Source organism: Chryseobacterium sp. GW821-FHT04C04 (assembly GCF_059420365.1).
In genome coordinates, this window is sequence record NZ_JBWKTO010000006.1 from 398,529 (window position 1) to 419,047 (window position 20,519).

The window sequence follows — 20,519 nt, forward strand, 5'->3', positions numbered from 1 at the left end:
TCCCACGGATTTCACAGAAGACACAGATTTTTAGTTACCTTTTAATTCTAAAGGCGTTATTATCTGTGGAATTTGTGAAATCTGGGAACTAAATGAAGCATAAAATTTTATCGAAAAATAAATCTTTGTGCCTTAAACACATGATTTCGCAATGACAAAATGTAATAAAGAAAAAAGTCTGCTTCAATAGGAGGCAGACTTTTTATCTATAATACTTTCAATTCTAAATCGATTGTTTTTCCGAAGAACTTCTTAGAGATCTTTTCAAAGTTCTTAGTAAGATCTGAAAGATAGAAATGATAATTCGGTTTGGGATTATTATCATTTAAAAGATGGTATTTATCCAGGATAATATTCAGATGATTGGCTACAATATTCGGGGAATCAATCACACGGACTCTGTTTCCGTAATACTGTTTGATTTCATCGATCAAAAGAGGATAATGGGTACAGCCCAGAATGAGCGTTTCAATATTTTTTAATTTGCTATTACTTAAATAATTATAAATAATAGCATGGGTAATCGGATGGTTTTTAAATCCTTCTTCAATAGCAGGAACAAGCAATGGCGTTGCCAGTTCATCCACTTTGATCCATTTATTATGCTTTCGGATACTCTTTTTATACAGTCCGGAATTCACAGTAGCTTTGGTGGCAATAACCCCTACATTATTGTGTATTTCGTAAGATACCTTTTCAGCAACAGGATTGATAACGTCTATCACAGGAACTTTCCCTGCAACGGACTGCATCACTTCATTCAAAGCATTAGCAGTCGCCGTATTACAGGCAATTACAATAGCTTTACAGTTCTGTGCCAACAGAAAATTGGTAATTTTTGTAGAATATTCAATAATAGCTTCCTTGGACTTTTCTCCGTAAGGAAGGTGTTTTGTATCTCCAAAATAGATCAGGTCTTCGTTAGGAAGAAGCCTTTTGATTTCTTTGGCAACGGTAAGACCTCCCACCCCGCTATCGAAAATACCGATAGGCTGGCTTGGTGAAAGATGTGAATAATCTTGTTTTTTAGTTTTCAAATGAACTGAAATTTTATACAAAAATAGTGAATTTTATGGCATATTTGTATACCTGCAAGCATTATACAATAAACAAATCAGCAGCAATTCCGTCAGCCATAAACCAATGCTTTTCAGGAATTTTTAAATGGTCATTTTCAATGATTAAAATACCTTCTTCTATTTTCGGTTTGATTTCTCTCTGAAAATGCTCCAGCATCCTCTCTGAGAATTTGTTTTTTAAACTGATAAGATCAACTCCCCAAATGGTGCGCAGACCAATCATAATCATTTCATTGAACTGATCTTCCTGGGAAAGAATTTCTTCTTCCTTGGCCAGCAGTTTATCATTAAGCTTTTTGATATATTGCTGGTTATTGGCTACATTCCAGCTTCTGACATCAAACCCGTTATAAGAGTGTGCCGAAGGTCCTATCCCCAAATATTCCTGATATTTCCAATAAGAAGAATTGTGACGGGAATAAAATCCTGGTTTTGCAAAATTGGACACTTCATAATGTTCAAAACCATTATCTTTTAAAAAGTCTGATAAGTAATAAAATTCTCTGTTTTGCTCTTCTTCTTTGGGACTTTTTACTTTTCCTTTTGAAATCCAGTTTTCCAAAGCTGTTTTGGGTTCTACTGTCAAAGCATATGAAGAAATATGCGGAACTTCCAGCGCTATTGTTTTATGCAAATTTTCTTTCCAAATCTCAAGGTTGGAAGTAGGAGAACCGTAGATCAGATCAATACTCAGATTTTCAAATCCAAAGTCCTGAGCACGCTTGATAGAACTCTCCGCCTCTGAAGCATTGTGAGCTCTATTCATTAATTTTAAATCCTCTTCAAAAAAACTTTGAGTACCAATAGACAGTCTGTTCACAGGAGTTCCGGCTAATTGTCTTAAAAAACTTTTATCCAGGTCATCGGGATTGGCTTCCAATGTAATTTCTATATCTTTCTCAAAACTGAAATACCGTAAGACTTCATCTATTAAAGAACTGATCTCATCCACTGAAAGAATAGATGGAGTTCCCCCTCCAAAATATAGGGATTTCAGGTTTCTGTTCTGTAACTCATCTTTTCTCAGTAATATTTCAGTTTTCATCGCACGAAGCATCTCATCCTTGAAATTCAGGGATGTTGAAAAATGAAAATTACAATAACTGCATTTTTGTTTACAGAACGGAATGTGAATATATATCATAAAAAAAGCTCTGAAATTTTTCAGAGCTCAAATTTATTTAAATTAAATTGATTAGTATCTAAATCCTCTAACATTAATAAAGTTGTCAAAGTTATAACCCAGACCAATCATGAAGCTGTTTCCACCATAGCTCTGGATATCAGATAATCCAAGGTTATAAGTAGCTCCGATCATGAATTTGTTGAATCTCACTTTTACAATTGGAGAAATACTCAGGTTCTGATTATCAAATCTGTTCTGAACCGTTCTGTAGCTTACCCCGAAAGAGAATGCGTTGATCTCGTTAGAGAACGTCGCCATAAGGTTCCAGTCGATCATTCTCGTTGAGTTTGTATTAAGGTTGATCAATGCTGATGGTGCTAATGTAATGTTATCAGCAATGTTCCAGTTATATCCTAAGTTTAAGAAGAATTTAATTGGAGAAGGCTCGTAGTTGTTTACGATAGAAGCATCATTACTCAATGCAATATCATTTACGGAAACACCCCCGAATAAACCTCTATAGGTAGCAGCCAAACCAAAGTTGGCATACACCATAAAGATGTTACTTTCTTCACCTCTCAATAATGGGTCACCTCCTTCTTCAGTATTGATTTTTGAATAATCAAAATTCATGTTATAGAAGTTAACACTTGTACCGAAAGAGAACTGGTCTTTTCTGTCTCCCTCGCTGCTCAGCGGAATAAAATATGAAGCACCGGCCGTGATACCACCAGCAGAAATAGGCCCGTTACTGTCTCTAAACACGGAAATACCAGCACCTACTCTATCAAAGATATTCGCATTAATCCCAATAGACTGAACATTCGGAGAATTACTAAATTTTGAAAATTGTTGTTGATAATTGGCGTTGAGCTGTACGTAATCTGATTTTCCGTATTGAGCTGGGTTGAACAGGAACTCACCATCCAGAAGATATTGCTGATAGTATGGTAGTGATTCTTGTGCTTTGTATGCATTTGACAAAAGAGCTAAACATACGATAGCATATAGTTTTCTCATAACAAATCTTGATTTCAATTCAACAAATATAAAAAAATTCTCAATATATTTTTAGTTTTCCAAATAATTTCTCCATTTTTTTACAGCATCCGTCATATCTTTGGGCATTGGGCTCTCAAAATACAATTCCTTTTTAGTCGTTGGGTGTATAAATCCGAGGGTATGGGCATGAAGGGCATGTCTTGGCAAAATCTCAAAAACATTTTTAATAAATTGCTTGTATTTGGGAAGATTCACTCCTCTCAAAGGGGTATGACCTTCATATCTTTCATCATTAAACAAAGTATGGCCTACATGTCTGAAATGCGCCCTGATCTGATGGGTTCTTCCCGTCTCAAGTTTACATTCCACCCAAGTCATATACTTGAACCTTTCCAGGACCTTATAATGGGTTACTGCGTGTTTTCCATGGCTGCCATCTTCATAGACAGACATCTGCATCCTGTTTTTAGGATGTCTTCCGATATGTCCTTTGATGGTGCCTTCCTCATCCTGAAGATTACCCCACACAAAAGCCCAGTACAATCTTTTCGTGGTTCTGTTAAAGAATTGTTTCGCCAGAAAGCTTAATGCATACTCATTCTTGGCGATTACCAGCAGTCCTGAGGTATCCTTATCAATTCTGTGAACAAGCCCTACTCTATCCAGATCAGACTTTTGACCATTCTTTTCAAAGTGATATGCCAGCGCATTCACCAGCGTTCCGTCCCAGTTTCCGAATCCCGGGTGTACAACCATTCCTGGTTCCTTATCCACTACAATAAGGTCATCATCTTCATAGATGATATTCACTGGAATATCCTGCGGAGTAATGACATTCTCCCTTGGAGGATGGGTAAGCAGTACCGAGATCTGATCTCCCGGCTTCACCCGGTAATTCTGTTTTACCGGAGCTCCGTTTACAATAACATTTCCGGCTCTACAGGTTTGTGAAATTTTATTCCTTGAAGAATTCTGTCTGTGTATTAAAAGGAACTTATCAATTCTTAATGGTTCCTGTTTATTGTCAACAGTGATATTAAGATGTTCATACAATCCTTTATTTTCCTCGTCAATATCGATGTTTTCGATACTGTTGGAATCTAATAATTCTTCATCTAAAAAATCTTCGTTATCTTCTGACATTCTTTTATATTTTTTACAGAAAAGGCTTCAACATTTTATAGTTGAAGCCTGTATTTTTGATATTAATCTGATCTTATTCTACGACTACCTTCTTAGCTTTCGGCTTTTGAGCAGGCTGTGTCGTTGTTGAAGCAGCTGGTTTGGCTGTACTTCCTGCAGTATGAGTGCCGTTTCCTACAGTCGTTTTAGGCTTTTCAGTTGCAGAAACAACAGGTTTAGAAGTTGTCGTCTGAGTCTTAGGAGTCTCAGTTTTTGGAACTTCCGGTTTTGGAGTTTCTTTTTTAGGTGCCGGAGGAGGTACTACGGGAGCTTCATAGCTTGGTTCGTTATGAACTTCTTCATACCGTACCGGAGGCAGTGATGTATCTACTTTCATACGATAGATAGAATTCAGCTGCTCTACTTTAGCTCTAAGCTCTGCCGGAGTTTTCTTACTTGCCCAAAGGTCAATCTGCATTCCCTGGTCACGAACATCTCCTGAAGCAGGATCCTGATAATAAATAATATCAGATTCGTCTTTGCTGCCATCTTCATGCTCTATCAACCCAACTTCAAACATACTTTTTGCGATAACTACTCTTGCTTCTTTTACAGAAAGTCCTACCACATTAGGAATAGAAATATTTCTCATAGGACCAGAGCCTACCACTACATCGATTACAGAGAATCTAGGTAAACGTGCTCCCGGATTTACAGCATTTCCTTTATATAAAATACGTAAAAGAGCATCTTTCTGGATACTTGGTTCATATATAGTATCTCCAATCTTAAGACCTACCTGATCTAACCTCTGGAATGCCAGCCCTGAATATTTATTGATAACATCCGGAACAGCAATCTGAGCCCATGTTCTAGGATTCACTCTAAGACGTACCGTTCTTCCGTCCTTTACACGGGAACCCGGTGCAGGATAGATCTGAAGAACCTGGAATGGTCTGTATTTAGGATCATACTTGGCACTGTCTACTTCATACTCCAATCCTGTATCATCCAATATTTTAACAGCATCATGGATAGATTTATTAACGACATTGGGAACAGGTATTTCCTGACCGTGATTAGTATGGTATTCCAACCAGCGAAATGTGAGCCATATCAACCCTACAAAAATGCCGATGGCTATTACTAAATTCAGTAAAACTTTCCAATTGAAAAGTGATTTAAGCATACTTAAAAATACTTTAATTATAACCGCAAATATAGCTAATAATTTTAGAATGGACTTTTTATTTAACACAATTCATTTTTGATGGTAAAATTTGCCAATTTCCCATACTGCATTACAGAAAATGATTAAATTTGCCTCAATTGATACTATATGGTTATGAACAAAAAAAGTGTTGCCGTAGTAATGGGGGGCTATTCTGATGAATATGTCGTTTCTTTAAAAAGCGGACAATTGATTTATGATTCTTTAGACAGAAATCTCTATGACGTATATAAAGTAGTAGTCCTTAAAGATGAATGGTATTTTTTAGGAGAAAATGATAAGAAATACGAGATCAACAGAGGTGATTTTTCTGTAACTTTAGATAATGGTGAAACCTTAAAATTTGATGCCTGCTTCAATATTATCCATGGAACTCCTGGTGAGAACGGGATTCTTCAGGCATACTGGGATGCGATTGGTCAAAAATATACAGGGTGTGATTTTTACCAGAGTGCTCTTACTTTCAATAAAAAAGATACACTTGCCGTATTATCAAAATACGGAATTCCTTCCGCGAAAAGCATTTATTTAAGAAAAGGCGAAGACATCAATGTGGATGAGATCGTATCAGAATTAAATCTTCCTGTATTTGTAAAACCCAACCAATCCGGATCTTCTCTGGGAATTTCTAAAGTAAAAGAAAAATCTGAACTGATTGCCGCTACTGAAATAGCATTCAAGGAAGATGATGAAATTCTGATTGAAAGTTTCCTTGACGGTATGGAAGTTTCTGTAGGAGTTATCGATTTTAAAGGAGAAACTATCGTTCTGGGAATTACAGAAATTGTTCCTACCAATGAGTTTTTCGATTATGAGGCAAAATATGAAGGGGCTTCTGAAGAAATTACCCCAGCAAGAATTGATGAGGAAACTACAAAAAGAGTAGAAGAAATTGCTAAAAGAGCCTACAATTCACTAGGAATGAGCGGTTTTTCAAGAAGTGAATTCATTCTGATGGACGGAATTCCTTATATGCTTGAAATGAATACCAATCCGGGATTCTCTCCTGCAAGTATTCTCCCACAACAGGCAAGACATTATGGAATTTCCATTATGGATCTTTGCGGAAATGAAGTTGAAAAAGCTTTACATAAAAGAAAATAGATAACTGAAGTAAGAAATTATAACTCGTACAACATGAAAATTGCTGTTTTCCCTGGGTCATTTGACCCTATTACACTAGGACATTACGACATTATAGAAAGAGCGGCACCGCTATTTGATAAATTAATCATCGCCATTGGACAGAATTCTCAGAAGAAATATATGTTCCCTCTTGAAAAAAGAATGGAATTTATCCAGAATTCCGTAGCAGAATTCCCCAATGTGGAAGTAGACTCATTCGAAGGCTTAACGGTAGATTATTGTTTTGAAAAAAATGCTCAATACATTATCAGAGGATTGAGAAACCCTGCCGATTTTGAATTTGAAAAAGCGATTGCCCATACCAACAGAACTTTAGCCCACAAAAAACTGGAAACGGTATTCTTACTGACCTCTTCAGGAAAATCTTTTATCAGCAGCAGTATCGTAAGAGAAATCATCACCCACGGCGGCGAATATGAACTGATGGTTCCGGACTCAGTGAGGGTGGAGAGATAAACAAAACAATAATTGATAAGCGATAAATGATAATTGATATAATGGCCAAGAATTTGCTTAAGCAAAAAATCATTCATCAATTATCATTTACCATTTATAATAGATATGCACGAACAGTTCAATTTTGCTATAGAAGTCCTGGGGACCATTGCCTTCTCCATGTCGGGAAGTTTTGCAGCCATGCAAAAACGGCTTGATCCGTTTGGGGTACTTATTATTGCATTTGTAACTTCCGTAGGAGGAGGAACTGTAAGAGATCTATTGCTTGATATCCCGGTATTCTGGATGCATGATCTTCTGATGTGTGCCCTGATCCTGGTGACCAGCATTTTTTCCATGGTATTCAAATCTCTTGAAAAGAATTTTAAAGTAACCTTATTTATTTTCGACAGCTTTGGTCTTGGGTTATTTACCATTATCGGGGTTCAGAAAGGATTAAATGCAGGAATCCATCCTATGATTTGTATTGCATTAGGAACCATTACAGGTTGTTTCGGAGGTATTATCCGGGATATATTACTCAACAGAATTCCATTGATTTTCAGAAAGGAAATTTATGCTACAGCATGTATATTAGGAGGTTCAGCATTTTTATTGATGACCAGGTATACTACACTTTCCTATACTTTTATACAAATATTTACTATTATACTGATTGTAGCAATTCGAACATTGGCTGTAAAATACCATTGGCAGATGCCTAAGTTTTATGGTTATGATCAGAACTCGGAAATGTAACTTTGTGAAAAAAACACTTTTTATCATTTTTTCACTTTCTTTATTCTCCTGCAAGCATGAGCGTAAATTTGATTTGAATAAAGACCTTTATCATTTTTCAGAAAAGATGGAAAACGGAGATACAGTCAAAATAATGACTGATCTTTCAGCCTGTACGTTCTTTGCATTTGAAACATATACTTTTACCAAACAGAATGACACTCTATTCCTTGAGAAATATTCTGAAGCAGCATCTTATGATAAAAAAGCTCAAACATTACCTAAAAGAATCTACAACGTAAAAGCAAGCGATCCTCTGTCTTTTGAAAATTATCTTAAATTCCTGAATAAAGAAGATAAACCGCATGAGAAAGGAGATTTCCCTTTGGTTACTGTAACTTATAAAAAGCAAAGCCGTAAATTTTATGATGATGGACTCCGAGATAAATTCATGAAGCACGATAGTTTGTTTCTCGTAAAGGAAAATATTTACCCAAAAGATACTTTTTTTAAACAGGAAGCTCCGCCGCCACCTCCAACAATAAAAAACAAAAAGTCCTGAAAAATTCAGGACTTTTACTTTTATATAGATATCGGAGATCCCTTAGAATCTTCCTCTCTGTCTCATATTAGGATTGTGCATGTGTTTCTGCATAGTTGGCATTTTCAACTGATCTTTCATCATTTTGATCTGATCAGTCATCATTCCTGCACTGTCCAATCTTTTTGCTTCTTCCAGTAACTTCTGTCCTTCCTGTTTTCTTCCTTTGGAAATAGCTGCTGCGGCAAGATTTAAAGTTGCCATTGCTCTGTCATGCTTCATATTCAAACCATATTCCAATGCTTTTTTCATAAAAGGTTCTACTTTTGCAGGGTGATCCTGAGCTTGAGTCAACCCTAATAAATAGTGGAAATATCCGTATTGAGTCTTATGCAGTTGCCCTTTATAATCTGTTATTTTCGTTAACCATTCACCAGCTTTCTCCATATTTTGTTTTCTCAATTGCCAGAATGCCAAAAGAATATATTCATTTTTAAAGAATAATAAGATCGGAAATGCAGCCAAAAGAAAAACAACAATACCCCATCCCATACTTCTTGTGAAAAATATCAAATAAAGTCCCGCCAGGATAAGAAGTGCTGCTATTACAATTTTTATGTATTTATTCATTATTAAATTTTAGAAGTGCAAAGATAAAAAATTTACAGGTTAGAAGCTAGAAGTTAGAGGTGAGAATTCTGTAATTACTCACTCTTGATTTTTTCAAAGGTCTGAAAACAGAAATCATAAGTATTTTTCTCATCCTTCTCATGGCAGATTTCTGCAGTCTTTTTCCAGATCTTCTCATCTATTTTCGGGAAGAATGTATCTGCTTTAAGATCTGCTTTCACTAAAGTCACTTCAAGCCTGTCTACCAAATCCATTGTCTGCTCATAAATGTTTCCACCCCCAATAACGAAGACTTCTTCATCAATTTTTTTAGCAAATTTCAATGCTTCTTTGATGCTTCCCACGATAAGGATTCCTTCTTCAAACCAGTTCTTCTTTCTTGACACAACAATATTGGTACGGTTTGGAAGGGGCTTTCCAATACTTTCGTATGTTTTTCTTCCCATAATGATGGGATGTCCTGAAGTTATATCTTTAAAATGTTTTAGATCCTTAGGAAGATGCCAAAGTAACTGGTTTTCAAAACCAATTTCATTTTTCTCTCCCATTGCCACCACTATTGTTGTCATTCAAATAATTTTTCACAAAATTAGCACATAATTTGTATATTTGGTTAGCACAAAAAATTTAAAAAAAATAAACTATGAAAAATAAAGGATGTTTGGGTGCCGGAACTATTGGTATTGCCCTCCTTATTATTGTTGCTGTTCTATTCTTCTGGGGAAAAAGCGGATATAACCGATTTGTCGACAAAGAACAGACTGTCAACGCAAAATGGTCTAATGTAGAGACTGTATATCAAAAAAGAGCAAACCTTATTCCTAACCTGGAAAGAACGGTAAAATCGTATTCAAAATTTGAGCAGGAAACTTTAACGCAAGTTGTGGAAGCACGTTCCAAGGCTACTTCTATCAACATTGATCCTAGTAATATGACTGAGGCTGACCTGGCTAAATTCCAGGCTGCACAGGGAGAATTATCAGGAGCTTTGAGCCGATTGATGGCTGTAGTGGAGGCTTATCCTAATTTAAAAGCAGACCAGCAGTATATCAATTTCCAAAGAGAATACACTGCTATTGAAAACAGTATCAGAACTGAAACTGTTTATTATAATGATGCTGCAAAGGATTACAACACTTCCATCAAGACTTTCCCGAATAATATTTTGGCGAATTTCACCAACTTTAAAGAAAAACCTTATTTCAAAGCTGAAGCAGGTGCTCAAAAAGCCCCTGAAGTATTCAAATAATAATGGGTAATTTCCTAACAAATCAACAGATCGCTTCCCTTGTGGAAGCGATTCAGTCTGCGGAAGATCATTCTACGGGAGAGATCAGGGTGCATATTGATTCCAATACAGAAAACCGTGATGCCAAGACAGCATTTGACGTTTTCAAAAAACTCAATATGGATAAAACGGCTGACAGGAATGCTGTTCTTTTTCATGTTAATTTTGAAAAAAAATATCTGACCATCATCGGAGATATCGGAATCCATGAAAAGGTAAGACAGTCTTACTGGGATCATCTGCACGACTATATCACTGCAGAATTTGCCAAAGGAAATTATCACAAGGCACTGAAAAGTGCCATCCTGGAAACAGGACTTGAACTCAAAAAACATTTTCCTGTAGAAGGAGAAAATCCAAACCAACTGTCAAATGAAATTACGTTCTCTTAAAATAGTATTTTCATTTGTATTGCTATGCTTTTACACTTTTGTATCGGCACAATACACCATTCCCGAAAAACCAGCAGTTCTTTACCCTGTCTTTGATGAAGCCGGTTTGCTTTCTCAACAGGAAAAGGATGCTCTTAATAATAAGCTGATCAAATTTGCAGATTCTACCTCAACAGAAATTGAAGTAGTGATCATCCGCTCCACCAAAGGAGAAGATGTCAACTTTCTGGCAACCATGTTCGGTGAGAAATGGAAGATCGGAAAAAAAGGAGTGGATAACGGAGTGGTTTTCCTTGTTGCCACAGAAGACAGAACGATGTCTATCCAGCAGGGACGTGCCGTAGAACAATATCTTACCGCTTCAGTAGCAGGACAGATCTTAGATTATATTGTTACCCCAAACTTCAAGAAAGGACTTTGGTATGAAGGGATCAATGGCGGAACCTCAGCCATTATGGAGGCCGTTGAAGGTAAATTCAAACCCGTTGCAACGACAGCTCCTTCCAGCAATGGAAGCGCTTTTAAAGTTCTGATTATTGCTTTTGTTATTTTCATCATTATTGCCATACTTTTTGGTAACAGAGGTGGTGGCCGTGGTGGAAATAATGACGACGATGACGATGTCATTATCACAAGAAAAGGACGCAGAAACTATCCTGGCGGCTTCTTCCCATTCCCTGGCAGTTTTGGCGGCGGCGGTGGTGGCTTTGGCGGCGGAAGTTCCGGAGGCGGCGGCGGATTTGGAGGTTTCGGCGGTGGCGGAAGCTTTGGAGGCGGTGGTGCTTCCGGAGGTTGGTAAATCAGTAAATCACTTTCAAAATATATAAACAGATCAGGTCATCACGGCCTGATTTTTTATTTAAAAACCTAAAATAGTATACTTTTTTTAATTTTTCTTAATGGTAAATTGATTTTTACGTATTAAAAAATTAATAAAACCTCATAAAAACCACCTTTTATTCAATATTTTTTTATTATATTTACTGAAAACAGGATTATGAAGAAGACGCTGGTAGTATTTGCACACCCTTATCTGGAGCACTCCAATTCGAATGTAGAGCTCATCAATTTCTACGTTCGCCACCAGCATTATACCTTAAGAGATCTTTATGAAGAATATCCTGATTTTCATATTGCCGCTTTCAGAGAAAGAAAACGTCTTAAAAACTATGACCGCTTTGTTTTTCAGTTTCCTTTGATATGGTTCGGAATGCCTCCTCTTCTCAGGTTATGGATCGATGAAGTTTTCGACAGAGACTGGCTAAAAGAAGGTGAGCATAATCCTCTGGAAGGAAAAGAAGTTTATATTCTCGTAACCACCGGTGGAAAAGAAAGATCTTTCTCAAAAACAGGCACCTATCAATATACGATCGATGAACTGATCAGCGGACTGATTGTTTCTCTAAAGGTTTTCAAAGCAGATATCAAGTTCATTAAAATCGTATACGAAGCCAATAAACTGTCTAAAAAAGAAATTATTCTACATAAAAAGGAATTTACAGAACTACTCAATCAATAGCCTATGGAATCCAGCTTAGCGATGAACACATTAATTTTTCTGGGGGTAGCCATTATTATGGTTCCATTGGCCAGGAAATTAGGGTTAAGTTCTGTGATTGGTTATATTTTAGGAGGAATCATCATAGGACCTTATGTACTTCGGCTTACAGGAAATAATGTAAATGATATTATGCATGCCAGTGAGTTTGGAGTCATTATGCTTTTATTTCTGGTAGGTTTAGAACTGGAACCCCGGAAATTCTGGGAAATGCGAAAGAAAATAATGGGACTGGGACTTTCTCAGATGGCGCTCACTATTTTGTTACTTTTCTTAGTCTTCATAAGTGTAGGCTGGAGAGTAGATAAGGCAATTACTATTGCGATGTGTTTTGCTTTATCTTCTACGGCAATCGTTCTGCAAACGTTACAGGAAAAGAATAATCTTAAAACAACAGCCGGGGAAGCTTCATTCTCTACGCTATTGTTTCAGGATATTTCGGTGATTCCTATTTTGGCCATACTCCCTATTGTAGCAAACTATAAAGCAAAGCATCACGATAATGAAATTCAGATTCTGATCCAAAAACTTCCGGAATGGCTTCAGGCCGGAACAGTAATTCTAGGGGTAGTCCTGCTTATTTTACTAGGTAGATATGTCTTTGTTCCTTTCTTGCGATATGTTTCAAAATCGGGAATGACAGAGCTATTGACGGCTTCTTCCCTATTTCTGGTTATTGGTGTTTCTGAGCTGATGATTGTTATTGGCCTTTCTCCGGCATTAGGAGCTTTCCTTGCAGGAGTAATGCTTGCCAACAGTGAATTCCGTCATGAGTTGGAAGCCCAAATTGATCCTTTCAAAGGACTTTTATTAGCTGTTTTTTTCGTTAGTGTAGGATCAACAATCAATTTTAATATTATTCAGAAAGATCCATTATTTATTTTCAGTACTGTTTTTGCAGTGCTGGCAGTAAAATTTATGGTTTTATATACCATCGGAAAGTTTTTCAGGATAGAGACCCCTCAGAGTCTTTTTTATGCATTTGCTCTTTCTCAGGTAGGAGAATTTGCATTCGTACTGCTTAACTATGCCTCGGATCTTTATCTGCTGGGGCCTGAGATGAATGCACAAATGATGGCTGTTACAGCAATCACCATGTGTATTACTCCCATTCTTCTTATTATTAATGATAAGTTTATCACTCCGAAATTCATCAAAGAAATTCCTGAAGAAGAGAATGATTTTAATATTCTTGACAATGATATTATTCAAAAGAAGATTATCATTGTAGGTTTCGGGCACTTTGGAAGTACGGTGGGACGTCTTTTAAAAGCCAATAAAATATCGGCTACCGTCCTGGACCGCGATTCTGATCGTGTAAAACTGCTCAGAAGCTATGGTTTTAAAGTATATTATGGTGATGCCACAAGAATTCCTATTCTAAGGGCTGCAGGAATTGAGGATGCTGAGATCTTGGTTTTATGTCTGGATGATCCGGATGATAATAAATTCATTGCAGAACTGGTTCGTGAACATTATCCTGAAGTGAAAATTTTTGTACGGGCTAAAAATAGGATTGATGCCTATGAATATCTTAACAGCGGAGTCAATCATATTTACCGTGAAACCTTAGGAACTGCTGTTGATATGGCTGTTGATGTGCTTCATGAAACAGGAATGAGAAAATATGCGGCAAGACGTCTCGGACAAAGATTTATGGCTATTGATAAGGCATCAATCAGGAAGCTCGCAAAAATGAAGGAAAATGATGATGCTATTACCTTATTTACCACAAAAGAAATCCTCCAGCGAGAGGAGGACTTATTAGCATACGATAATCTTAATTTTGATAATAAAAATTGGGAAGGCTCCTCATCCACCGATGGAGAGGATGAGGATGAATCCCAGGATTGATTTATTGGATGCTTACACTTCCGCCACTGCTTTCTTCTTTGGTCACATTCTTAAGCTCTCCTTTTTTAGAGATATCCACACTTCCACCAGATGAAGCACCAGCCTTCACGCTGGAAACAGCACTTATCTGAACACTTGCCCCACTGGAAGCGTCTGCTTCTACATTATCAGCGATAACACCTTTCGCTGAAACACTACTGCCTGAAGAAGCACTGATGTCCACCTTTTTCGCTTTCCCGGAAATGTCAAGAGTAGATCCTGATGAAGATTCAATATCAAGGTTTACAGCCCAGATTTTACCGTTGAAGCTGCTGCTGCTGCTTATGTTGATATCCATATCATTAGCTTCCAAATCTCCGGAAATACTTCCTGCACTGGATACTTCAAGATCTGTTTTCTCCTGAGTAAATTTATCTTTTATAATAATTCTCGCTGCAGAATCGGCAAGAAGTTTATTAAAATCTTTTGTATAAATTTTCGCCGTTACTTTACTAATATTCATCACTCTGATTCCAGGTTTATAATGAATATGAAGTCTTCCGCCATCATTATCTACAAGAATTTCATTGATGATACTTTGAGGGGCAGAAATCACCACTTTTTCTGTTTCAGATTTTATAATTTCTGCTTCTATCGCTTGAGAAATCTGAATTTCATCAAAATCTCCGTTAAATTCTTTCTGCTGTATCGGGCCACTTTCTTTGCTTACTACTTTCTCTACCCAATTGCTCCTGTCTCCATCCCTATCTCTGTTTCTGTTCTCATGCTTGTCATTACATGAGGCTAATGCCGCTAAGGCTGAAAAAATAAATAAAGTCCTTGTTTTCATGCTTATTTCTTTTGTTAATTATTTTTGTTGATTTCTTTATTTAAATAACAACTAATTTATAAAAAATATTACATTACAATTAAAAATACTGAAATACTATGCTATACAGATTTTCAAAATGGGAGTATATGTCCCCAGTATTCTACGTATTCATCTAAAAGCACTTACTTGAACGGGGTTAATAAATACATTCTCCAAAATAGATTCTATGATACAAGTTTTTAATATCTTTATGCTTTAATAACAACTATATTTATGAAGAATATTTCATCGGTATTATTAATTTCTGCCTTGGCGTTCAATCAATCTTGTACTACAATGAAACAGACCGATATTCAACAGGAGCTTCCTGCACCTGATTCCTCTTTATCTTCAAATCCTTTTATGAAGAAAAGCAAGCTTCAATACGAAGCTCCGGAATTTGACAAAATCAAAAATGAGCACTTCAAACCGGCTTTTAACTATGGTTTAAAGCTGCACGAAGCTGAGATTATAAAAATTGCCAACAATCCGGCTGCCCCAACTTTTGAAAATACAATCGTTGCATTGGAAAAAAGCGGTGAAATATTGAGAAGAGCACAAATTGTATTCTCAAATCTTACAAGCGCAAATACCAATCCTACTTTACAGGCTTTGGATGAAGAATATGCCCCTATTTTTGCTGCACATTCTGATAAATTGTACCTGAATGAAAATCTTTATAAAAGAATACAATCCATCAAAGAAGACGGTCTTGATTCTGAAAGCAAAAGACTGGTACAATATTATAAACAAAACTTTGAAATTGCAGGGGCTAACCTTTCTGCAGCTGACAAAGAAAAATTAAAGCAACTCAACCAGGAGCTGGCCTCTCTTTCTACTCAATATTCTAATAAATTATTGGAAGCAAGAAAGCAAGGTGGAGTATTTTTCTCCGATGCAAAAGAACTGGACGGACTTTCCGCTGATGAAATTGCTGCAGCTGCGGCTGATGCCAAAACAGCAGGACAGCCTGGAAAATATCTTCTGGCTTTACAGAATACGACACAACAACCTCTTTTACAAAACTTAAAAAACAGAGCTACCAGAGAAAAGCTATTCAAAGCTTCATGGACAAGAGCTGAAAAAGGAGATGCTAACGATACTAGATCCACGATCGAAAAACTGGCTAAACTGAGATTGAAGAAAGCTCAGATTTTAGGAAAGAAAAACTTCGCAGAATGGAAACTTCAGGATCAGATGGCAAAAACACCTGAAGCAGCTACCCATCTGATGAATCAAATTGCTACTCCGGCCGTGGAAACAGCCAGACGCGAGGCAAAAGACATCCAGGATCTTATCGATCAGCAAAAAGGAGGATTCAAAGTAGAACCTTGGGACTGGAATTTCTATGCTGAACAGGTAAGAAAAGCTAAGTTTGATCTTGACGAAAGTGAAATAAAACCTTATTTTGAAATCACAACGGTTCTTGAAAAAGGAGTTTTCTTCGCTGCTGAAAAGTTCTACGGACTGACATTCAAAAAGAGAACAGATCTTCCTGTTTACCATCCTGATGTGGTAACCTATGAAGTTTTCGATCATGATGGAAAATCTATCGCGATCTATTACCTGGATTTCTATACAAGAGATTCTAAAAACGGTGGTGCATGGATGAGTAATTTCGTTGAGCAGTCTTATTTATTAGGAACAAAACCTGTCATTGTTAACTGTTACAACTATCAGAAACCTGCTCCTGGAAAACCTTCATTAATCAGTTATGATGATGTTTCAACAATCTTCCATGAATTTGGACACTCTATTCACGGAATGTTTGCCAGCCAGAAATACCCTTCTCTTTCAGGAACAAATGTACCAAGAGACTTTGTAGAATTCCCGTCTCAGATCAATGAGCACTGGGCTTTAGATCCTGTGGTTCTGAAAAACTACGCGGTTCATTATGAAACAAAACAGCCTATTCCACAGACATTGGTAGAAAAAATTAAAAAAGCTTCTACATTCAATCAAGGATATATGACTACAGAATTGGTTTCTGCTGCTGAATTGGATATGGATTGGCATACCGTAAGCAACGACAGTCAGTTTATTCCAGTTTTAGACTTTGAAAAACAATCTTTAGCCAGCCATGGATTCAATCTGGCAACAGTTCCACCAAGATATCACACGCCTTATTTTGCACACATCTGGGGAGGTGGATATTCAGCAGGATATTATGCTTATTTATGGTCTGAAACATTGGATAATGATGCATGGGAATGGATCAGTAAGAATGGCGGATTAACCAGAGAAAATGGTGACCGTTTCAGAAAATATATTCTTTCTGTAGGAAATTCTGTAGACTTGAATCAGGCATTCAGAGACTTTACAGGACATGATCCGGATATCAAACCTTTATTAAGAAACAGAGGTTTTATTAAATAAATCAATAGGAAGCATTCTTTTAAGAGTGCTTCTTTTTTATATTTTGGCTAAAGCCAGCGGATTGTTGTTTGTTTATTTTTTAACGGGCTAAAGCCCGTTCCTATTGAATTTTATATCATTTATCATATTAACTTCAATACACCGATTTAGGATACACTGTAAAATTCAGATATACTCAACCATTTCTCCTGATATTCATTATTTTTGCAGTTCACATTTTAAAATACACTATATGGACTGTCCCTGCTGTTCAGGAAAATCCTACGAAGACTGCTGCAAACCTTATCATACCGGAGAAAAGCATGCTCCCACCGCTGAAGCTTTGATGCGCTCAAGGTTTTCTGCTTTTGCTATTCCGAATGGTGATTATCTGATGGAAACCACACTTCCGGGAAAAAGGAAATACCACAATAAAAAAGATCTTCAGGAATGGGGAGAAATCAACCAATGGACAAAACTGGAAATCATCCGGACTCCTACCTTAAATCATGTAGAGTTTAAAGCTTATTATACGGACCAGGATGGACATCCGCAGCTCCATCATGAATTTTCACTTTTCCAAAAAATGCATGAACGCTGGTATTATGTTTCAGGGGAATTTTTAGATTAGAACCCTTCCGGAAGAGAGGAATGCCAAGCATTCAATACCTATTGTAACCTTATAAATAAAAATACCCCACAGAATTGATCTGTGGGGTATTTTTTATCTTTTATCTAAAAAATGTCCGAAAAATCGAACATTTCTTATTTTTTAGTGAGCTTCATTTCCGTCAACTCCATGAGCATGTCCATGTGACAATTCCTCTTCAGTTGCTGGACGAGTATTTAAAATTTCTACCTGGAAATCTAAAACTTTCCCTGCCATTGGATGGTTAAGGTCTGCTACTACAACTTCAGGAGTAACTTCTACTACAAATGCCTGGAAATTGTTCCCTTCATTATCAGATAAAGGTAAAATAGCTCCAATAGGTGGAGTTCCAGATTCTTTAAACATATCAATTGGCAATTGTGCGATAGCATCAGGCTGTCTGTCACCATAGGCTTCTTCAGGCTGAATTGTAAAATCTGCTTTATCACCAGCTTTTAAGCCCAGGATATTTTGTTCAAATTTTGGAATCATCATTCCCATACCGTACAAAAATGTAAGCGGATTTTCTGTTGTTGTCTCTTCTACAAGAATCTTACTTCCATCTGGTTCGATAGTGTGAAGTATGTACTTTACAGCTACAACATGATTGTTTTCAATTGTCATATTTCTTATTTTTTTCGTGCGCTTTTTCACGATTAATTTTACAAATATACTATTTTTTGAAATGATTGTTCCGAGGAGAAAATCAAATGAAAAATCTAAAAGTAAGATCCTGCTTTCTATTTTCTGCCCTTGGTTTCGTCACGCTTTTTCTGTCTCAGCATAAAGAGATAAAGACTTTCTACTTTTGTTCTGGCCCAGGGTGTTTTCCGTAAAAATTTCAGGGAAGAAGTGATGCTCGGATTATCTGTAAAACATTTGATATTGATCTGCTCACCCAATTTTTCAAATCCTTCATAGTATTCTACCAATTCTTCGAGAATAGCATCAAGCCTTTTTCCGTGTAAAGGATCTTTTGATTTTTCTTCCATAACACAGCAAAATTAAAACATTTTATCAGACTTAACGACTAAAATTGTTTAAACTCTCAATCTTTAGTATTTTTGAAAAAGCTATTGCTTACTAATAAAAATCATTCGTTACAAACCAATATGAGCAAAAACAACGAAGCAAACAGGAAAAAAAATAAAAAGAAAATTGATCAGAAAAAACGGAAAATGCAAGATGCGGAAACAGAAAGGAAAGCGCGTTTAAAACAAATTCTGGAAGATTTCAAAGTAAAAGAAACTGATAATCAAGAATGAAAATCGTTCATTACTCAATCTATTTACGTTAAACAATGATACACTTTTTATGAAAATTCTGCACACAGCCGACTGGCATTTGGGAAAACGACTGGACCGCTTTTCACGACTGGAAGAGCAAATTCTGGTAATGGAGGAGATTATAGGCATTGCTGATGAAGAACATGCTGATCTTATCCTTGTTGCCGGTGATCTTTTTGACAATTTTAATCCGAGTGTAGAAGCCGTTGAGCTTTTTTATAAAACATTGAAACGTTTATCTTTGAATGGGAAACGTCCTGTAATTGCAATTTCAGGAAATCACGACTCCCCCAATCTGATCGATGCTCCGGATCCTCTGGCCCGGGAATGTGGGATTATTTTAATAGGCCATCCTAAAGCTAATGTTAAGCCCTTCAGTACAGAATATTTCAACATTTCAAATTCTAAAGAAGGTTTTATAGAGTTGAAAATTGAAGAGATAGATTTCCCTGTAAGAATTCTTCACACTCCTTTCGCAAATGAGATCCGTTTAAAAGAATATTTTGGAGAAAATAAAGAAGAAGAAATCAACAAAGTCCTTTCACAAACATGGAAAGATCTTGCTGATCAGTTTTGTGATGATTCCGGAGTGAACCTTCTGACCGCTCATTTATATATGAATAAAAGAGGAGCGGAAGTTTTGGAAGAACCTGAAGGAGAAAAACCTATTAAGATCGGAAATGCAGACCTTATTTTTTCGGATACTATTCCTGAGCAGATTCAATATACGGCATTGGGGCACCTCCATGGTTTTCAGAATATCGGGACAAAGGAAAAGCCTGTTATTTATTCATCTTCTCCCCTATGCTACAGTTTCAGTGAAGCCGGACAGACAAAATATGTGTCCATCATTGATGCAAAGCCTGGAAAGCCAGTTAATTATGAAAAAAAGGCTTTAAAAAACGGAAGAGCTTTAGTCAGAAAAACATTTACTTCTATAGAAGATACCGTTCAGTGGCTGAGTGAAAATCCCTATACATTTATTGAACTTACGCTGGAAAGTGAGACTTTTCTAACGGCTGATGAAAGAAGATTAATCTATCAGGCTCATAACGGAATTGTTCACCTCATCCCAAGAGTCAAAAATAAAGAGCTGGCTGAAAATCTAAGCCAGGAAATCAATTTAAGTCAGGATATTGACATATTATTCAAGGATTATTTTAAATCTAAAAACGGCGGACAGGAAGCCAATGAAGAACTGATGAATTTGTTTAACGAAATTTTAAATGCATAAGCC

General features: G+C 36.7%; 23 protein-coding genes. 13 read left to right on the top strand and 10 right to left on the bottom strand.

Features of this window, described 5'->3' with window-relative positions; all coding sequences use genetic code 11:
• Positions 1-206: 206 nt before the first annotated feature.
• The 5 genes from murI to AC07UM_RS21460 form a co-directional block, all read right to left on the bottom strand.
• Positions 207-1,037 (bottom strand): glutamate racemase, encoded by an 831-nt coding sequence (gene murI / locus AC07UM_RS21440; protein ID WP_103234324.1) that lies wholly within the window; start codon positions 1,035-1,037, stop codon positions 207-209.
• 61 nt (positions 1,038-1,098) lie between these two features.
• On the bottom strand, positions 1,099-2,223 hold the full coding sequence (gene hemW, locus AC07UM_RS21445) for a radical SAM family heme chaperone HemW (protein ID WP_494684556.1): 1,125 nt from the start codon (positions 2,221-2,223) through the stop codon (positions 1,099-1,101).
• Positions 2,224-2,274: 51 nt separating this feature from the next.
• Positions 2,275-3,225: a PorP/SprF family type IX secretion system membrane protein gene (locus tag AC07UM_RS21450; protein ID WP_236851604.1), complete on the bottom strand. Its 951-nt coding sequence runs from the start codon at positions 3,223-3,225 to the stop codon at positions 2,275-2,277.
• Between the two features lie 51 nt (positions 3,226-3,276).
• Entirely contained in the window at positions 3,277-4,350 is a 1,074-nt protein-coding gene (locus AC07UM_RS21455) for an RluA family pseudouridine synthase (RefSeq protein ID WP_494684557.1), read from the bottom strand.
• Positions 4,351-4,423: 73 nt separating this feature from the next.
• Positions 4,424-5,518 (bottom strand): PASTA domain-containing protein, encoded by a 1,095-nt coding sequence (locus tag AC07UM_RS21460; protein WP_494684558.1) that lies wholly within the window; start codon positions 5,516-5,518, stop codon positions 4,424-4,426.
• Positions 5,519-5,674: 156 nt separating this feature from the next.
• Here AC07UM_RS21460 and AC07UM_RS21465 point away from each other — a divergent pair, with 156 nt between their 5' ends.
• The 4 genes from AC07UM_RS21465 (at position 5,675) to AC07UM_RS21480 (ending at position 8,441) form a co-directional block, all read left to right on the top strand.
• On the top strand, positions 5,675-6,664 hold the full coding sequence (locus tag AC07UM_RS21465) for a D-alanine--D-alanine ligase (RefSeq protein ID WP_494684559.1): 990 nt from the start codon (positions 5,675-5,677) through the stop codon (positions 6,662-6,664).
• A 33-nt stretch (positions 6,665-6,697) separates the two neighbouring features.
• Entirely contained in the window at positions 6,698-7,162 is a 465-nt protein-coding gene (gene coaD, locus AC07UM_RS21470) for a pantetheine-phosphate adenylyltransferase (protein WP_047098871.1), read from the top strand.
• Between the two features lie 105 nt (positions 7,163-7,267).
• Positions 7,268-7,900, top strand: a complete 633-nt coding sequence (locus AC07UM_RS21475; protein WP_494684560.1) for a trimeric intracellular cation channel family protein — start codon at positions 7,268-7,270, stop codon at positions 7,898-7,900.
• Positions 7,901-7,904: 4 nt separating this feature from the next.
• Positions 7,905-8,441: a hypothetical protein gene (locus tag AC07UM_RS21480; protein WP_494684561.1), complete on the top strand. Its 537-nt coding sequence runs from the start codon at positions 7,905-7,907 to the stop codon at positions 8,439-8,441.
• 42 nt (positions 8,442-8,483) lie between these two features.
• Here the strand turns inward: AC07UM_RS21480 and AC07UM_RS21485 are convergent, their stop codons facing one another.
• Complete coding sequence (locus tag AC07UM_RS21485) at positions 8,484-9,050, bottom strand: DUF2892 domain-containing protein (RefSeq protein WP_236851612.1); 567 nt, start codon at positions 9,048-9,050, stop codon at positions 8,484-8,486.
• Positions 9,051-9,124: 74 nt separating this feature from the next.
• Positions 9,125-9,619, bottom strand: coding sequence for a dihydrofolate reductase (locus AC07UM_RS21490; RefSeq protein WP_494684562.1), 495 nt, complete (start codon positions 9,617-9,619; stop codon positions 9,125-9,127).
• A gap of 74 nt (positions 9,620-9,693) precedes the next feature.
• Between AC07UM_RS21490 and AC07UM_RS21495 the strand changes: the two genes are divergently transcribed.
• From AC07UM_RS21495 to AC07UM_RS21515, 5 genes are all read left to right on the top strand, one after another.
• Positions 9,694-10,299 (top strand): LemA family protein, encoded by a 606-nt coding sequence (locus AC07UM_RS21495; RefSeq protein ID WP_494684563.1) that lies wholly within the window; start codon positions 9,694-9,696, stop codon positions 10,297-10,299.
• A 2-nt stretch (positions 10,300-10,301) separates the two neighbouring features.
• Entirely contained in the window at positions 10,302-10,730 is a 429-nt protein-coding gene (locus tag AC07UM_RS21500) for a TPM domain-containing protein (protein WP_494684564.1), read from the top strand.
• Entirely contained in the window at positions 10,711-11,529 is an 819-nt protein-coding gene (locus AC07UM_RS21505; RefSeq protein ID WP_494684565.1) for a TPM domain-containing protein, read from the top strand. Before AC07UM_RS21500 ends, AC07UM_RS21505 begins: the two co-directional genes overlap by 20 nt.
• Before the next feature lie 198 nt (positions 11,530-11,727).
• Positions 11,728-12,249 (top strand): NAD(P)H-dependent oxidoreductase, encoded by a 522-nt coding sequence (locus tag AC07UM_RS21510; protein ID WP_494684566.1) that lies wholly within the window; start codon positions 11,728-11,730, stop codon positions 12,247-12,249.
• 3 nt (positions 12,250-12,252) lie between these two features.
• A complete protein-coding gene (locus AC07UM_RS21515; protein ID WP_494684567.1) occupies positions 12,253-14,142 on the top strand; it encodes a monovalent cation:proton antiporter-2 (CPA2) family protein in 1,890 nt (629 codons plus the stop codon).
• A gap of 1 nt (position 14,143) precedes the next feature.
• Here the strand turns inward: AC07UM_RS21515 and AC07UM_RS21520 are convergent, their stop codons facing one another.
• The gene (locus tag AC07UM_RS21520) at positions 14,144-14,971 is read right to left on the bottom strand and encodes a GIN domain-containing protein (RefSeq protein ID WP_494684568.1); all 828 of its coding nucleotides are present in this window, start codon (positions 14,969-14,971) and stop codon (positions 14,144-14,146) included.
• A gap of 255 nt (positions 14,972-15,226) precedes the next feature.
• Here AC07UM_RS21520 and AC07UM_RS21525 point away from each other — a divergent pair, with 255 nt between their 5' ends.
• Positions 15,227-17,368 carry a M3 family metallopeptidase gene (locus AC07UM_RS21525; protein ID WP_494684569.1) on the top strand — a complete coding sequence of 714 codons (2,142 nt, stop codon included), beginning with the start codon at positions 15,227-15,229 and terminating at the stop codon, positions 17,366-17,368.
• A 232-nt stretch (positions 17,369-17,600) separates the two neighbouring features.
• Positions 17,601-17,978 (top strand): YchJ family protein, encoded by a 378-nt coding sequence (locus tag AC07UM_RS21530; RefSeq protein WP_494684570.1) that lies wholly within the window; start codon positions 17,601-17,603, stop codon positions 17,976-17,978.
• Positions 17,979-18,119: 141 nt separating this feature from the next.
• Here the strand turns inward: AC07UM_RS21530 and AC07UM_RS21535 are convergent, their stop codons facing one another.
• Together AC07UM_RS21535 and AC07UM_RS21540 are read right to left on the bottom strand one after the other, a co-directional pair.
• Positions 18,120-18,620: an FKBP-type peptidyl-prolyl cis-trans isomerase gene (locus tag AC07UM_RS21535; RefSeq protein WP_103233008.1), complete on the bottom strand. Its 501-nt coding sequence runs from the start codon at positions 18,618-18,620 to the stop codon at positions 18,120-18,122.
• 116 nt (positions 18,621-18,736) lie between these two features.
• Positions 18,737-18,988 (bottom strand): VF530 family protein, encoded by a 252-nt coding sequence (locus AC07UM_RS21540; RefSeq protein ID WP_109738761.1) that lies wholly within the window; start codon positions 18,986-18,988, stop codon positions 18,737-18,739.
• Between the two features lie 72 nt (positions 18,989-19,060).
• Between AC07UM_RS21540 and AC07UM_RS21545 the strand changes: the two genes are divergently transcribed.
• A complete protein-coding gene (locus tag AC07UM_RS21545) occupies positions 19,061-19,261 on the top strand; it encodes a hypothetical protein (protein WP_123921488.1) in 201 nt (66 codons plus the stop codon).
• Positions 19,262-19,310: 49 nt separating this feature from the next.
• Positions 19,311-20,516, top strand: coding sequence for a metallophosphoesterase family protein (locus AC07UM_RS21550; RefSeq protein WP_494684571.1), 1,206 nt, complete (start codon positions 19,311-19,313; stop codon positions 20,514-20,516).
• The last annotated feature ends 3 nt before the right edge of the window (positions 20,517-20,519 follow it).

Bases quoted from the DNA above. Each gene is read 5' to 3' on its own strand.
- hemW (WP_494684556.1), bottom strand. From the start codon at position 2,223: ATGATATATATTCACATTCCGTTCTGTAAACAAAAATGCAGTTATTGT.
- AC07UM_RS21450 (WP_236851604.1), bottom strand. From the start codon at position 3,225: ATGAGAAAACTATATGCTATCGTATGTTTAGCTCTTTTGTCAAATGCA.
- AC07UM_RS21455 (WP_494684557.1), bottom strand. From the start codon at position 4,350: ATGTCAGAAGATAACGAAGATTTTTTAGATGAAGAATTATTAGATTCC.
- AC07UM_RS21460 (WP_494684558.1), bottom strand. From the start codon at position 5,518: ATGCTTAAATCACTTTTCAATTGGAAAGTTTTACTGAATTTAGTAATA.
- AC07UM_RS21465 (WP_494684559.1), top strand. From the start codon at position 5,675: ATGAACAAAAAAAGTGTTGCCGTAGTAATGGGGGGCTATTCTGATGAA.
- coaD (WP_047098871.1), top strand. From the start codon at position 6,698: ATGAAAATTGCTGTTTTCCCTGGGTCATTTGACCCTATTACACTAGGA.
- AC07UM_RS21475 (WP_494684560.1), top strand. From the start codon at position 7,268: ATGCACGAACAGTTCAATTTTGCTATAGAAGTCCTGGGGACCATTGCC.
- AC07UM_RS21485 (WP_236851612.1), bottom strand. From the start codon at position 9,050: ATGAATAAATACATAAAAATTGTAATAGCAGCACTTCTTATCCTGGCG.
- AC07UM_RS21490 (WP_494684562.1), bottom strand. From the start codon at position 9,619: ATGACAACAATAGTGGTGGCAATGGGAGAGAAAAATGAAATTGGTTTT.
- AC07UM_RS21495 (WP_494684563.1), top strand. From the start codon at position 9,694: ATGAAAAATAAAGGATGTTTGGGTGCCGGAACTATTGGTATTGCCCTC.
- AC07UM_RS21500 (WP_494684564.1), top strand. From the start codon at position 10,302: ATGGGTAATTTCCTAACAAATCAACAGATCGCTTCCCTTGTGGAAGCG.
- AC07UM_RS21505 (WP_494684565.1), top strand. From the start codon at position 10,711: ATGAAATTACGTTCTCTTAAAATAGTATTTTCATTTGTATTGCTATGC.
- AC07UM_RS21510 (WP_494684566.1), top strand. From the start codon at position 11,728: ATGAAGAAGACGCTGGTAGTATTTGCACACCCTTATCTGGAGCACTCC.
- AC07UM_RS21515 (WP_494684567.1), top strand. From the start codon at position 12,253: ATGGAATCCAGCTTAGCGATGAACACATTAATTTTTCTGGGGGTAGCC.
- AC07UM_RS21520 (WP_494684568.1), bottom strand. From the start codon at position 14,971: ATGAAAACAAGGACTTTATTTATTTTTTCAGCCTTAGCGGCATTAGCC.
- AC07UM_RS21525 (WP_494684569.1), top strand. From the start codon at position 15,227: ATGAAGAATATTTCATCGGTATTATTAATTTCTGCCTTGGCGTTCAAT.
- AC07UM_RS21530 (WP_494684570.1), top strand. From the start codon at position 17,601: ATGGACTGTCCCTGCTGTTCAGGAAAATCCTACGAAGACTGCTGCAAA.
- AC07UM_RS21535 (WP_103233008.1), bottom strand. From the start codon at position 18,620: ATGACAATTGAAAACAATCATGTTGTAGCTGTAAAGTACATACTTCAC.
- AC07UM_RS21540 (WP_109738761.1), bottom strand. From the start codon at position 18,988: ATGGAAGAAAAATCAAAAGATCCTTTACACGGAAAAAGGCTTGATGCT.
- AC07UM_RS21550 (WP_494684571.1), top strand. From the start codon at position 19,311: ATGAAAATTCTGCACACAGCCGACTGGCATTTGGGAAAACGACTGGAC.